16 protein-coding genes are annotated in these 13,430 nt (G+C 68.8%); 8 read left to right on the top strand and 8 right to left on the bottom strand.

Annotated features, from left to right (window positions below; genetic code table 11):
* Positions 1-2: 2 nt before the first annotated feature.
* The gene (locus ABEA67_RS17525) at positions 3-1,178 is read right to left on the bottom strand and encodes an acetyl-CoA C-acetyltransferase (protein WP_345467773.1); all 1,176 of its coding nucleotides are present in this window, start codon (positions 1,176-1,178) and stop codon (positions 3-5) included.
* A gap of 87 nt (positions 1,179-1,265) precedes the next feature.
* On the opposite strand from ABEA67_RS17525, the gene ABEA67_RS17520 reads away from it, so the two are divergent.
* Positions 1,266-1,700: an acyl-CoA thioesterase gene (locus ABEA67_RS17520; RefSeq protein WP_345467771.1), complete on the top strand. Its 435-nt coding sequence runs from the start codon at positions 1,266-1,268 to the stop codon at positions 1,698-1,700.
* Here ABEA67_RS17520 and ABEA67_RS17515 read toward each other — a convergent pair.
* The 4 genes from ABEA67_RS17515 to dcd all read right to left on the bottom strand — a co-directional run bounded on the left by ABEA67_RS17515 (position 1,697) and on the right by dcd (position 3,508).
* Positions 1,697-2,077: a DoxX family protein gene (locus ABEA67_RS17515; RefSeq protein ID WP_345467769.1), complete on the bottom strand. Its 381-nt coding sequence runs from the start codon at positions 2,075-2,077 to the stop codon at positions 1,697-1,699. The genes ABEA67_RS17520 and ABEA67_RS17515 overlap by 4 nt on opposite strands.
* 66 nt (positions 2,078-2,143) lie before the next feature.
* The gene (locus ABEA67_RS17510) at positions 2,144-2,365 is read right to left on the bottom strand and encodes a hypothetical protein (protein ID WP_345467766.1); all 222 of its coding nucleotides are present in this window, start codon (positions 2,363-2,365) and stop codon (positions 2,144-2,146) included.
* A gap of 79 nt (positions 2,366-2,444) precedes the next feature.
* Positions 2,445-2,948, bottom strand: coding sequence for a GNAT family N-acetyltransferase (locus ABEA67_RS17505; protein ID WP_345467764.1), 504 nt, complete (start codon positions 2,946-2,948; stop codon positions 2,445-2,447).
* Positions 2,945-3,508, bottom strand: a complete 564-nt coding sequence (gene dcd / locus ABEA67_RS17500; protein WP_345467761.1) for a dCTP deaminase — start codon at positions 3,506-3,508, stop codon at positions 2,945-2,947. Before dcd ends, ABEA67_RS17505 begins: the two co-directional genes overlap by 4 nt.
* Before the next feature lie 46 nt (positions 3,509-3,554).
* On the opposite strand from dcd, the gene ABEA67_RS17495 reads away from it, so the two are divergent.
* A complete protein-coding gene (locus tag ABEA67_RS17495) occupies positions 3,555-4,310 on the top strand; it encodes a metallophosphoesterase family protein (RefSeq protein ID WP_345467759.1) in 756 nt (251 codons plus the stop codon).
* A 277-nt stretch (positions 4,311-4,587) separates the two neighbouring features.
* Here ABEA67_RS17495 and wrbA read toward each other — a convergent pair whose 3' ends face one another.
* The 3 genes from wrbA to ABEA67_RS17480 all read right to left on the bottom strand — a co-directional run bounded on the left by wrbA (position 4,588) and on the right by ABEA67_RS17480 (position 6,590).
* A complete protein-coding gene (wrbA, locus tag ABEA67_RS17490) occupies positions 4,588-5,196 on the bottom strand; it encodes an NAD(P)H:quinone oxidoreductase (RefSeq protein ID WP_345467757.1) in 609 nt (202 codons plus the stop codon).
* Between the two features lie 139 nt (positions 5,197-5,335).
* Positions 5,336-6,346, bottom strand: a complete 1,011-nt coding sequence (glpX, locus tag ABEA67_RS17485; RefSeq protein WP_345467755.1) for a class II fructose-bisphosphatase — start codon at positions 6,344-6,346, stop codon at positions 5,336-5,338.
* Positions 6,347-6,416: 70 nt separating this feature from the next.
* Complete coding sequence (locus tag ABEA67_RS17480; protein ID WP_345467752.1) at positions 6,417-6,590, bottom strand: ParB N-terminal domain-containing protein; 174 nt, start codon at positions 6,588-6,590, stop codon at positions 6,417-6,419.
* A 454-nt stretch (positions 6,591-7,044) separates the two neighbouring features.
* Here ABEA67_RS17480 and pgm point away from each other — a divergent pair, with 454 nt between their 5' ends.
* From pgm to ABEA67_RS17450, 6 genes are all read left to right on the top strand, one after another.
* Positions 7,045-8,688, top strand: coding sequence for a phosphoglucomutase (alpha-D-glucose-1,6-bisphosphate-dependent) (gene pgm, locus ABEA67_RS17475; protein ID WP_345467750.1), 1,644 nt, complete (start codon positions 7,045-7,047; stop codon positions 8,686-8,688).
* A complete protein-coding gene (locus tag ABEA67_RS17470; RefSeq protein ID WP_345467748.1) occupies positions 8,685-9,155 on the top strand; it encodes a hypothetical protein in 471 nt (156 codons plus the stop codon). Before pgm ends, ABEA67_RS17470 begins: the two co-directional genes overlap by 4 nt.
* Positions 9,156-9,446: 291 nt before the next feature.
* Positions 9,447-9,851, top strand: a complete 405-nt coding sequence (gene rpsL, locus ABEA67_RS17465) for a 30S ribosomal protein S12 (protein WP_345467844.1) — start codon at positions 9,447-9,449, stop codon at positions 9,849-9,851.
* Between the two features lie 139 nt (positions 9,852-9,990).
* Complete coding sequence (rpsG, locus tag ABEA67_RS17460) at positions 9,991-10,461, top strand: 30S ribosomal protein S7 (protein ID WP_345467746.1); 471 nt, start codon at positions 9,991-9,993, stop codon at positions 10,459-10,461.
* A 145-nt stretch (positions 10,462-10,606) separates the two neighbouring features.
* On the top strand, positions 10,607-12,700 hold the full coding sequence (gene fusA, locus ABEA67_RS17455; protein ID WP_345467744.1) for an elongation factor G: 2,094 nt from the start codon (positions 10,607-10,609) through the stop codon (positions 12,698-12,700).
* 136 nt (positions 12,701-12,836) lie between these two features.
* A complete protein-coding gene (locus ABEA67_RS17450; protein ID WP_345467742.1) occupies positions 12,837-13,253 on the top strand; it encodes a hypothetical protein in 417 nt (138 codons plus the stop codon).
* Positions 13,254-13,430 lie beyond the last annotated feature (177 nt).

Raw genomic sequence — 13,430 nt, 5'->3', positions numbered from 1 at the left:
CCTCAGTTCCTCGCCCGCACCACCACGGCAATCCCCATGCCGCCGCCGATGCACAGGCTCGCCACGCCCGTTTCCTTGCCCAGCCGGCGCAGGGCGTGAATCAGCGTGACCAGCACGCGCGCGCCCGAAGCGCCGATGGGGTGGCCCAGCGCAATCGCGCCGCCCGTCACGTTCACCTGCGCGGGGTCGGCCCCGAGGTCGCGCACCACGGCGAGGCTCTGGGCGGCGAAGGCCTCGTTCAGCTCCAGCAGGTCCACGTCACTCATGGTCATGCCGGCCTTTTCGAGCGCGATAGGCACGGCCTTGGCGGGGCCGATGCCCATGACTTTGGGGTCCACGCCAATAGCGGCGTAACTGGCAATCTCGGCCAGGATGGGGAGGCCGTTGGCCTGCGCGTAAGCCTCGGTGGTCACAGTCAGCATGGCCGCGCCGTCGTTGAGGCCGCTGGCGTTCCCGGCGGTCACGGTGCCGCCGTCCTTTTTGAAGGCGGGCTTGAGTTTGGCGAGGGCATCCAGGGTGGAGGCGCGGGGATGCTCGTCCTGCGTGAAGAGGGTCGGCCCCTTCTTTCCGGGCACCTCCACCGGCACTATCTCGCTCTGGAAGTGCCCGGCCTCGATGGCCTGTGCGGCGCGCTGCTGGCTCTCGTGGGCGAAGGCGTCCTGCTCCTCGCGCGTGAGGCCCCAATGCGCGGCGATGTTCTCGGCGGTCATGCCCATGTGGTAGTCGTTGAACACGTCCGTCAGGCCGTCCACCAGAATGGAGTCGAGGGCCTGTGCATGGCCCAGGCGGTAGCCCTTGCGTGCGCCGGGCAGCAGGTAGGGGGCGCGGCTCATGCTCTCGGTGCCGCCCGCCAGATAGAGCCGCCCATCACCCGCCCGCAGCCCCTGCGCCGCGCTGATGATGGCCTGGAGGCCCGAGCCGCACACCCGGTTCACCGTCAGGCCCGGCACGTGGTCCGCCAGCCCGGACTTGATGGCAATCTGTCGCGCCACGTTCATACCCTGCCCCGCCTGAAGCACGTTCCCGACAATCACGTCGGCCACGTCGTTGCCATTCACACCGTCCAGAACGGCCCTCGCCGCTGTCACGCCCAGGTCGGCCGCGCTCACGTCCGCCAGCGAACCGAGAAAGCTGCCGATGGGCGTGCGCCGCGCCGCCGTGATGACCAGAGTTTCCATGCGCGCAGTCTAGCGGGGAGGGGCAGGTGCGCCGTGACACCCCGCGTCACCGTTTCCGGAACGCCGCCGGTCCTTTACGCTGCCCCCATGACCCGCCCCACCCCGGAGGCCCGCCGCGCCTATCCCTACCACCACCCCACCCCCACCCGCTGGGCCGACAACGATATGTACGGGCACGTCAACAACGTCACCTACTACGCCTACTTCGACACGGCCGTGAACGCCTATCTCGCCGCTCGGGGGGCGCTGGACCTTCAGGCAGGTGCGGTTATCGGCCTGGTGGTGGAAACGGGCTGCGCGTTCTTCGCCCCGGCGGCCTTTCCGGAGATGCTGGGCGTCGGCGTGCGGGTCGCCCACCTGGGCCGCAGCAGCGTGCGCTACGAGCTGGCGGTGTTCCGGGAAGGGGAGGAGACGGCCTGCGCGCAGGGGCACTTCGTTCACGTGTACGTGGACCGGGAAACGCGCCGCCCGGTGGAACTGCCGGGGGTGCTGCGGGCCGCGCTGGAGGGGCTGCGGGTCTAGTCGCCTTTTCGCCCTGCGCGCCACACCAGCAGCATCAGCAGGGGTTGCAGGGGCAGACGCGCCCACAGGCCCCAGGTGGGCAGCGGCCGGAAGCGTTCCGCGTGCTGCGCCATATACACGTTCGCCGGGAAGACCGCCACCAGCAGGGCCAGCAGGCCCCAGCGGGCGGCAGGCCGGGTGGCTGGATGCAGCAGCCCCAGCCCGCCCGCGAGTTCCGCCGCGCCGCTCAGCAGGGTGGCGGTGCGGGCAGGCAGCGGCAGCCCTGGCGGCACGATGCGGTCAAAAGGTTCCGGCCGGACAAAATGCAGGACGCCCGCCCCGACAAACAGGGCCGCGAGCAGCAGCACGCCCGGCGTCGGCTTCTGGAGTTCTGGCATACGTTCTCCCTCTGCGGCAGCAGAAAGGGCCGGACCTCTCGCCCGACCCTTCTGTGATGGCTGCGTTCAGCCCTGGTTGGTGGCGGGCACGTTGCGCGCCTGCTCCACGTCCCGCTCTTCCTTGCGGTCGTCGTGTTCGGTGTTGCGGGCGGCCTTCGCCTCGCGGTCGTTCACGCCCTTGAAGGAAGGCTGGTGGCCGTCCTCGATATCGTGGACTTCCTTCTTGTTGCGATCGAACTCGTCGGGGAGGCTGGTGTGGCCCTTGTTCTTGTCGTCCTTGTCCGGCATGGCCCGAGCCTGACAGCCTTTGCCCCCGCCCATACGAGCGGAGGCTGAAGCCGGATTTACAAATGAAGAGGTGGTGAAGTCAGGCGGGCGGTGCGAGATAAACGTGCATCAGGGGATACTCACCTCGTGCGTCCCGCCACCCGGCCTGCTGGGTCGCCACTCTCCGCCACCCCTCCCGCTCGTACAGGCGGACGGCGGCCCCAGCCTGCGCCGCGACTTCCAGCGCCACGCGCCAGCCCCTCGCACGTGCGAAAGCCAGGGCCTCCGCTAGCAGCGCCGCGCCTGCCCCGATGCCGCGTCCCGCCGGGGCCACGAACAGGCGGCCCACGTAAGCCACCCCGTCCGGGCGAAGCTGTTCCGCCCACATCCAGGCGGGCGCGTCCTGACTCCCCCGGCGCAGCAGGACGTGCCCCCGGACCTCGCCAGTTGCGGCCACGGCAACCCAGGCGGCCTGTTCGCCCGGCGGGGTCAGCCAGGCGGCCGGGTCGTCCGGCCAGCGCGAGGGATAGCCGTCGGCGGCGTACACCTGCCGCAGCGCAGTCACGCAGGCGGGCAGGTCCTCAGGCTGGCGGCGGCGGATCACAGGCGGGGCAGGGTCACGCCGGTCTGCTTCTGGTACTTGCCCTGGCGGTCGCCGTACGTGACCTCGGGCCGCTCGCCCTCGAAAAAGAGCAGCTGGACACAGCCCTCGAAGGCGTACATCTTGGCGGGCAGGGGCGTGGTGTTGCTGAATTCCAGCGTGACGTGGCCTTCCCAGCCCGGTTCCAGCGGCGTGACGTTGGCGACGATGCCCACGCGGGCGTACGTGCTTTTGCCCAGCGCCACCACCATCACGTTTTCCGGAATCCGCATGTATTCCACACTTCGCGCCAGGATGAAACTATTGGGCGGAATGATGATCTCGGGGGCCTGGATGTCGATAAAGGCCCGCTCGTCGAAGGCCTTGGGGTCCACGATGGTGTTGCCGTGCGCGTTGGTAAAGACCTTCCACTCGTCGGCGCAGCGCAGGTCGTAGCCGAAGCTCGAAAGGCCGTAGCTGATGACGTGGCCGTTTTCCGCCGTGCGCACCAGGCGGTCCTCGAAGGGGTCGATCATGCCACTTTGCGCGAGTTCGCGGATGCGCCAGTCCGGGAGGATGCTCATGGGCCGCATGCTAGCGGGCGGAACGTGGGGCGGTAGGCTGGCCGGTATGAGGGTGGCCGTTATCAGTGACGTGCATGGCAACGCCTTTGCGCTGGAGGCGGTGCTGCGGGACCTCCAAGCCGCCGCGCCCGACCTGACGGTCAATCTGGGCGATCAGGTCGAGGGGTCCGCCGACCCGGCGCGGGCCGCCGCCCGGCAACGGGACCTCGCGCGGGCGGGGGCGGTGGAGGTGCGCGGCAACAACGAGGAGCGGTTCTGGCCGGGTGGGCGGCGCTCACCGCTGGCGCGCGAGTACGGCGCGTGGCTGGAGACACAACTGGACGCGCCGGAGCGGGCACGCCTGGCCGCCCTGCCCCTCACGGCGCGGGCGCTGGACGGGGCACTCTTTGCCTGTCACGGCACCCCTGAGAGTGCCTGGGACAGCCTGCTGTGGGTCTGGCAGCCGGATGGCGCGGGCGGCGGCTTCTACCGGGCGCGCGAACCCCGCGAGCTGTGCGCGCTGGTCGGGCCGCTGGGGGCAGAGGTCGTGCTGTGCGGCCACACCCACCGCCCCGGCGCGACCCGGGTGGGCGACACGCTGGTGGTGAACGCGGGCGCGGTCAGCGACCAGGTGGACGGCGACCCCCGTGCCCGCTGGACCCTGCTGATGCGCGGGCCGGGAGGCTGGAGCGTAGACTTCCGCGCCGTGCCCTACGACATCGAGGCCGCCGTGCGATGGTCGGAGCAACACAGTCCCTTCGGGGAGGGCGAGGGCCGCCTCCTGCACTCGGGCACCTTTGCCGGGCGGGGTGAGGAGGGCTAGCTGAAAAAATGCGCCCCCGGTCAGGTGTCGGGAAGCGCGGGGGTTAGGTTGTGGGGGCCTCATACCAACTTCAGGTGAGTCGTAGACGAACCCGAGCGGACTTGCAAAGCTGCGGAGCAGAGCGAGAAGAAGAAAAGACCGGCTTGCGGCGATGGACCATGAGCGAGTCCGCCTACGTTGCTCGCGGCAAGAAAGGCGAAGGGCCGCCCCTGAGCCTGTGGCCTTACAGAACATCCGGTGTTTTGTCCGGATGTTCTGGAATCAGAGCAAGTTGGTATCAGCCCTTCAGCTTCTGCGTGACCTCGACCAGTCGCCGAGCCTGGTGGCGGATGGTGTCGCGGTCCGCCTCGCTGAGCGGCTGGCCGTTCGCGGTCACGCTGGCCCCGTAGGGATTGCCGCCCGAGGCGAAGATGGCCGGGTCGGTGTAGCCGGGGGGCACCAGAATCGCACCCCAGTGCATCGCGGTGATGTAGAGGGTCTGGAGGGTGGTTTCCTGCCCGCCGTTGGGGTTCTGCGCGCTGGTCATGGCGCTGAAGGTCTTGTTGGCGAGCGCGCCGGTCGCCCACAGCCCGCCCAGGGTGTCGATGTAGGCGCGAATCTGGCTGGCCGCGCCGCCGAACCGGGTGGGGCTGCTGAACAGGATGGCGTCGGCGTTCTCCAGGTCCGCGGGCGTGGCCTCGGGGATATGGGCCGTGCGCTCCTGCTGGGCCTTCCAGGCGTCCTGGCCGTTGACCACCTCCTGCGGGGCCGTCTCGCGGGCCTTCACGATGCGGACCTCTGCCCCGGCCTCGCGGGCCGCCTCGGCCGCCACCTCGGCCATCTGGTGGTTGGTGCCGTAGGTGGAGTAGTAGACGATGGTGAGTCGGACCGGACTGGAGTTCGTCATACCGGCACAGTACACGCCCGTTCCAATTTATTCAACATTAAACAATTTGGGGATTCATTGAGTAAAAGCACACTCTGTTCGGGGAACGAAAAGAGCCGGGACGCTCTGGCCCCGGCTCCCGGTGCGGTTGGAATCCGTATCAGACCCGGATGGTGACGCGCGCCCCGTCGTCTTCCAAGTGGACGGTGTCGATAAAGCGCACCACCCGGCTGGCGTAGCCCATCACCAGCGTGTGGGTGCGGGCACCGCCGCCGAAGCGCCGCACACCGCTGAGCAGCTCGCCGTAGGTGATGCCGGTCGCGCTGAAGACCATCTGGCTGCCCGAGGCCAGCTCTTCGGTCCGGTACACCCGGTTCTCGTCCACGCCCATCGCCTGGAAGCGCTCGCGCATGGCGTCGTCCTCCGCGATGAAGCGGCCCTGGATCTCGGCCCCCAGGCACTTCATGGCCGCTGCCGACAGCACCCCTTCCGGCGCGCCGCCCGACCCCATCAGCGCGTGGACGCCCGTGCCGCGCACGCCGACCGCGAGGCTGGCGACCACGTCGCCGTCGCCGATCAGCTTGACGCGCGCCCCCGCCGCCCGCACCCGCCGGATCAGGTCGGCGTGCCGCTCGCGGTCCAGAATCGTGACCAGCAGGTCTTCCACGCCGCGGTCCAGGCTCTGCGCCAGGGCCGCCAGGTTGGCCTCCACCGGCCATTCCAGGTGGACGCGGCCCGCGGCGGGGGGCGGCACGACCAGTTTTTCCATGTAGCAGTCGGGCGCGTGCATCAGGCCGCCCTTCTCGCTGAGGGCAATCACGGCCAGGCCGTTGGGCAGCCCCTTGGCGGTCACGCTGGTGCCCTCCACCGGGTCCACGGCGATGTCCACCTCGTACTGCCCCTGCCCCAGCGTCTCGCCGATGTACAGCATGGGGGCCTCGTCCATCTCGCCCTCACCGATCACCACCGTGCCGCGGATGTCCAGCGTGTTCAGCAGTTCGCGCATGGCCTCGGTGCCCGCGCCGTCCACCGCGTTCTTGTCGCCCATGCCGACCCAGCGGCTGGCCGCCAGCGCCGCGCCCTCGGTGACCCGCGCCGTTTCCAGCACCAGCGCGTGCTCGAAGTTGTCCGTTCTGGCCGCTGTTCCCGGCCCCTTGCCTTTGCCCGTCATACCCAGGACCGTACCACGCCGGGGCCGAAAATGGCCGCTGGCAACGGTTCCATACGTCACCTGGGCGGGGTCAGGTGGCAGGTCCGTCGGCCCAGATCAGCACCCAGGCTTCCCGCTCGCCCAGCCGTTCCAATGCGGCCAGCCGGTGGTTGCCGTCCCGGACCGACAGGCCATCGGGTCGCCGCTGGACGATAAGCGGCGCGCAGCGGCCCCCGCTTTCCAGAAAGGCAGCCAGCGCCCCCACCCGCGCGTTTCACCGTTCGGGCGGCTCCACGTACTCCAGGTGCGGTTCTGGCCCGCAGGAGCGCCGCAGCGTTCCCAGCGGCGGGGGGCCAGCCGCAAGCCGTCCGCCAGCGGAAGATTGCCGCCGGGTTGCCGCAGGTGCGCGTCCACCCAGCCCGCCAGTTCGCCCCGGCGGGCGGCCCCGGCGACCTCCTCCAGCCCGAAGAATCGTGCCGCCCGCCTCACCGCAGCACGCCGGTCAATACCAGCAGCCCCCAGATCAGCACCGGAATCGCCAGTGTGCCGGCAACCAGCTTGAGAAGCCGCCACCAGTCGTTCAGGAACTCGCGCATGGGACGAGGGTAGCAGGGCGGGGGAGAGGAAAATGGGGAGGAGAGCCGGGCCAGGGGCCGCATGAGCCGTCGCTGAAGCGGGCCGGGCGTGCCTCCCGTGCCCCCGCTGCTTACACTGCCTTCATGACGTTGAGTCCTCTGGCCGGGCAACCCGCCCCGCAATCCCTGCTGACGAACATTCCCCGCCTCGTCGCCTACTACTACGAGAAACGCCCGGACATGCAGGACCCGGCCCAGCGGGTGGCCTTCGGCACCAGCGGCCACCGGGGAACCTCCCTGGACGGCTCCTTCAACGAGGCGCACATCCTCGCCATCAGCCAGGCGGTGGCCGAACACCGCGCGGCGGCGGGCGTGACCGGGCCGCTGTACATGGGCCTGGACACCCACGCCCTGAGCGAACCGGCCTGGATCACCGCCCTGGAGGTGCTGGTCGCCAACGGCGTGAGGGTGCGCGCGCAGCCCGGCTTCTTCACGCCCACGCCACTGGTGAGCCACGCGATCCTGAACCACAACCGGGCGGGGCAGGGGGGCACGGCGGACGGCATCGTCATCACGCCCAGCCACAATCCCCCCCAGGACGGCGGCTTCAAGTACAACCCCCCCTCGGGCGGCCCCGCCGACACCGACATCACGAAGGCCGTGCAGAACCGCGCGAACGAGCTGCTGGAAGGTGGCCTGCGGGACGTGAAGCGGGTCCCGCTGGCCGAGGCCCTGGCGGCCCTGGACCCCTTCGACTTCATCACGCCGTATGTCGCTCAGCTGGATCAGGTGATCGACCTGGACGCTATCCGCCAGAGCGGCGTTCGTATCGGCGTGGACCCCCTGGGCGGCTCCAGCCTGCCCGTCTGGGAGGCCATCGGGGCGGCGCACGGCCTGAACCTCACCCTCGTCAACCGGGTGATTGACCCGCAGTTCGCCTTCATGTCGGTGGACCGGGACGGCAAGATCCGCATGGACTGCTCCAGCCCCTACGCGATGGCGGGCCTGCTGCGCCTCAAAGGCGATTTCGACGTCGCCATCGGCAACGACCCCGACGCCGACCGCCACGGCATCGTGACGGCGGACGGGCTGATGAACCCCAACCACTACCTCGCCGTGATGATCGACTACCTCTTCCAGCATCGCCCCGGCTGGAGCGCGGGGGCGGGCGTGGGCAAGACGGTGGTCAGCAGCGCGCTGATCGACCGCGTGGCGGCGGGCCTGGGGCGGCGGCTGGTGGAGGTGCCGGTGGGCTTCAAGTACTTCGTGGAGGGGCTGCTGACCGGCTCGCTGGGCTTCGGCGGCGAGGAGTCGGCGGGCGCGAGCTTCCTGCGGCTGGGCGGCGGCGCGTGGAGCACCGACAAGGACGGCATCATCCCCGGCCTGCTGGCCGCCGAGATCACCGCGAAGACCGGGCAGACGCCCTCGCAACGCTTCGCGGCCCTGACCGCGCAGTACGGGGAAACCGCCTATGCGCGGCAGGACGCGCCCGCCAACGCCGCCCAGAAGAAGGTGCTGGCGAACCTCAGCCCCGAACAGGTCACGGCCTCCACCCTGGCGGGCGATCCCATCACCGCCAAACTCACCCGCGCCCCCGGCAACGGCGAACCTATCGGCGGCCTGAAGGTCACGACCGCCGCAGCCTGGTTCGCGGCCCGCCCCAGCGGCACCGAGGACGTGTACAAGATCTACGCCGAGAGCTTCAGGGGGGAAGACCACCTGCGGCAGGTCATGGAGGAAGCCCGCGAGGTCGTGGACGCGGCCTTCCGTGCCGGAGGGGCGGAGTGACGGGCGAGCATGGCACGGGGGGGCACACCGTCATCACCCGCGAGGAAATCACGGGCGTGGAGTTCGACTGGTTCGCCACCGACGCGCAGGGCCACGTGGCGCAGTTCCTCGCCGCGGGCGATCCCTACGTGCCCGCCGCCGCCCTCGCTTCCGAGGAACTCCTCGAAGCCCTGCACGTCTGGATCGACACCCGCCCCGAAACCGAGGAGGCCCATGCTCCGGCGGGCGGCTTCGACGAACATCTCACGCCGCCGCAGCGTCGGGGGGCCTACGTGTACGACCACGTTCCCGGAGAGGCGGGCGTGTACCGGCTGGTGGCCGCGCCCCGCACGCCCTTTCAGCTCGCGGAGGTGCCGGAGCGGCTGCGCGCCTACCTGGCGGGCATTACGCTGCCCGTCGCCTTTGGTGCGCCGCGCCTCCGGGTGGACGAGGACGGCGGCGCGGAGATGGTCGCGGCCACGCCCTGATATCCGGGGGCCTGATGCCCGCGGCGCGTTCTTGCGCTCGCCCGCCCCGGCACGGTATACTTCTCCGGTTGAAAACTGCCCGGTACAGGGTTGCACCAGGGGAGTTTCTCGGCACGCCACGTCCCGCGCTGATGCTGACAGTTTCCGGTGACGTGCGTCGATCACCTCAGGCTTCACTGCCAACCCGACCCCGCCCCCGGGTGGCCCCAGGAGGGTTTCCCTGTGTGGGCGGTCCCTCACCGGCCTCGGCCGGCCCACGCGCACATCTGCCAAGACGAGGAGTGATTCACCCTGCCTACCACCCAGCAACTGCTCCGTAAGGGGCGCGCGACGCTCCAGAAGAAGAGCAAGGTCCCGGCCCTCAAGGGCAGCCCCTTCCGCCGCGGCGTCTGCACCGTCGTGAAGACCACCACCCCCAAGAAGCCCAACTCGGCGCTGCGTAAGATTGCCCGCGTGCGCCTTTCCAGCGGCTTCGAAGTGACCGCCTACATCCCCGGCGAGGGCCACAACCTCCAGGAACACAGCGTCGTGCTGATCCGCGGCGGCCGTGTCAAGGACCTTCCCGGTGTGCGCTACCACATCGTGCGTGGCACCCTCGACACCCAGGGCGTCAAGGACCGCAACAAGAGCCGCTCCAAGTACGGCACCAAGAAGCCCAAGGCTGGCGCTGCCGCCGCGGGCGCGAAGAAGAAGTAAGTCCCCTCCCGCGCCGAGCGCCGGGGGAGGCACGGGTCCCCTCCGCCGCTCAGCCGGCGGATCGGGGCCAGCCCCACGGGGGTGAGGCCCATGTACCGAGTCAGCCACTGACACCCAGCAGGACCTGTAAGGAGAGAACATGGCACGTCGCCGCAGAGCAGAAGTGCGCCCCATCCAGCCGGACCTGGTCTACCAGGACGTGCTGGTCAGCGCGATGATCAACCGCATCATGGAAGACGGTAAGAAGAACCTCGCCAGCCGCATCTTCTACGGAGCCTGCCGCCTGGTGCAGGAGCGCACCGGCCAGGAGCCGCTCAAGGTCTTCAAGCAGGCCTTCGACAACGTCAAGCCCCGCGTCGAGGTTCGCAGCCGCCGCGTGGGTGGCAGCACCTACCAGGTGCCGGTCGAGGTCAGCGCCCGCCGTCAGCAGAGCCTGACGCTGCGCTGGATGCTCGCCGCCGTGGAAGGCCGCCCCGAGCGCACCGCCATCGAGCGCCTCGCGGGCGAGATCATGGACGCCGCGCAGGGCCGTGGCGGGGCCATCAAGAAAAAAGACGACGTGGAGCGCATGGCGGAAGCCAACCGCGCCTACGCCCACTACCGCTGGTAATCCGGCGGCAAAGCTCGGCGGCCTGTCGCGTCCGGCGCAAGGTCGCCTCTTTGCGAGCCGTCAGCGGTCAGCACCCAGCAACACCTTTTCTGGCTGAAGGCTGATCGCTGAGAGCTTCAGGCAGCCAGCACCCAAGGGAGTCAATATGACCACCAAAGCCCAGAGCTATCTCACCCACTTCCGCAACATCGGGATTGCCGCGCACATCGACGCGGGCAAGACCACGACCACCGAGCGCATCCTGTTCTTCACCGGGCGCAACCGCAACATCGGCGAGGTGCACGACGGCGCGGCCACGATGGACTGGATGGAGCAGGAGCGCGAGCGCGGCATCACCATCACCGCCGCCGCCACCACCGCCCGCTGGACCCGTTCGGGCACGAACGACGAGTACGTCGTGAACATCATTGATACCCCCGGCCACGTGGACTTCACCATCGAGGTGGAGCGGTCCATGCGCGTACTGGACGGCGCGGTCGCGGTGTTCGACTCCTCGCAGGGCGTGGAGCCGCAGAGTGAAACCGTGTGGCGTCAGGCCGACCGCTACGGCGTGCCCCGCATCGCGTTCTCCAACAAGATGGACAAGACGGGGGCCTCGTTCGAACTCGTGGTGAACGATATTCGCGAGCGCCTCGGCGCGATCCCCGCCCCCATCCAGTACCCAATGGGCCAGGAGAACGAGTTCAAGGGCATCATCGACATCGTGCGCCGCCGCGCCTACACCTACACCAACGACCTGGGCACCGAAATCGAGGAGCACGACGTGCCCGCCGAGTTCGAGGCCAAGGTCGCGGAGATGCGCCAGCAGCTGATCGAGGCCGCCGCCGAGGTCGACGAAGACCTGATGATGATGTACCTCGAGGGCGAGGAACCCAGCGTCGAGCAGCTCGTCGCCGCGATCCGCAAGGGCACCGTCGAGAAGAAGATCTTCCCGGTGCTGTGCGGCTCCTCCCTCAAGAACAAGGGCGTGCAGCTCCTCCTCGACGCGGTCGTGGACTACCTGCCCAGCCCGCTGGAAGTGCCGGCCATCAAGGGCAAGCTCGAAGACAGCGAGGAAACCGTCGAGTTCCCCGCCGACCCCGAAGGCAAGCTGGCCGCGCTGGCGTTCAAGATCATGGCTGACCCCTACGTGGGCCGCCTGACCTTCGTGCGCATCTACTCGGGGACCCTCCAGAGCGGCTCGTACGTGTACAACGCCTCCAAGGACAAGCGCGAGCGCGTCGGCCGCCTGCTGAAGATGCACGCCAACAGCCGCGAGGAAGTCACCGAACTCAAGGCGGGCGAACTCGGGGCCGTGATCGGCCTCAAGGACGCGGGCACCGGCAACACCCTGATCGCCGACGGTGAGGACCGCGTGCTGCTGGAAAGCATCGACGTGCCCGAGCCCGTCATCAAGCTCGCCATCGAGCCGAAGACCAAGGCCGACCAGGAGAAGATGGGCATCGGCCTCCAGAAGCTCGCGGAAGAAGACCCCACCTTCAAGGTCGAGTCCGACCAGGAGAGCGGTCAGACCACCATCGCGGGCATGGGCGAGCTGCACCTGGAAATCCTGGTGGACCGCCTGAAGCGCGAGTACAAGGTGGAGGCCAACGTGGGCGCGCCCCAGGTGGCCTACCGCGAGACGATCACCAAGCAGGTCGAGGTGGACAGCAAGTTCGCCCGTCAGTCCGGTGGTCGCGGTCAGTACGGCCACGTGAAGCTGCGCGTGGAACCCCTGGAACCCGGCGCGGGCTTCATCTTCGAGAACGCCGTCGTGGGCGGCACCGTGCCCAAGGAGTACATCGGGCCGGCCCAGAAGGGTGTCGAGGAAGCCATGCAGAGCGGCCCCATGCTCGGCTTCCCCGTCGTGGACCTCAAGGTCACCATCTATGACGGCAGCTACCACGAGGTGGACTCCTCGGAAATGGCCTTCAAGATCGCCGGCAGCATGGGCCTCAAGGAAGCCGTCCAGAAGGGCAGCCCCGCCATCCTGGAACCCGTCATGCGCGTGGAAGTGACCACCCCCGAGGATTACATGGGCGACATCATCGGCGACCTGAACAGCCGCCGCGGCCAGATCCAGGGCATGGAAGCCCGCGGCAACGCGCAGATCGTGAAGGCCTTCGTGCCCCTCAGCGAGATGTTCGGTTACGCGACCGACATGCGTTCCAAGACGCAGGGCCGCGCCAGCTACTCGATGTTCTTCGACCACTACACTCAGGTGCCGAACAACCTCGCGCAGCAACTGATGAAGAAGTAAGTCTTCGCGGTCATCCCCCCGGATGACTAGGGCGAAGCGAGAACGTCTCTCCCAGTGGGAGAGGGGAGGAGGTCCAGCCGGGCTTCCTCCCCTCTTCTTTTTTGGCCTGGCCGTGCCGCCGCGCTAGCCTGCGCGCATGACGACGCCCCCCTCCGTCCCCCGCCCGCGCCCACCGCGCCTCGCGTTCCTGACTGTCCCCCTGCTGATCGACCTGTTCTACAATGCCCTCTCGCTGCTGACGCTGCCCTTTTCCGGTGAAGCCCTCAACCGGGTGCTGGCGGAGCTGAATACCGCGACCGGGCAGCCCTCCATCAGCCTGACGTCGGGGCAGCTCACCACTGTGCTGTGGACAGCGTTTTTTCTCACGGCGGCCCTGATCCTGCTGCTCTACTTCACCCGCCGCGCTGTGCTGGAGGGCCGGAGCTGGGGCTGGGTGGCGAGCATTGTCATCGCCGTGTTCAGCCTGCTGATCTTTCCCGTCGGCACGCTGCTGGGCATCGTCATGCTGCTCGGGGCCTTCGACCGGGACGTGCGGGCATATCTGCGCCGCTGACTGGGGCCGCTCCCCTGGTCCCGCCAGGGCCGGCCCGGGCAGCCGGGACGGGTCGAGGGTTCAGGGTAATGACGCGTTGTAGCGATGGATGAAAAGCCAAAGCAGCGTCTCAAGGTTGGCTTGTTTGCGGCAGAAGGATAGACTTTTGCGCACCAGATGGGCCAATCTCAGACGCAA

The sequence above is a fragment of the Deinococcus carri genome (assembly GCF_039545055.1).
Classification (GTDB): domain Bacteria; phylum Deinococcota; class Deinococci; order Deinococcales; family Deinococcaceae; genus Deinococcus; species Deinococcus carri.
Note: the sequence above shows the minus strand (reverse complement) of the source record. Positions and strands in the feature narration are given on the sequence as shown.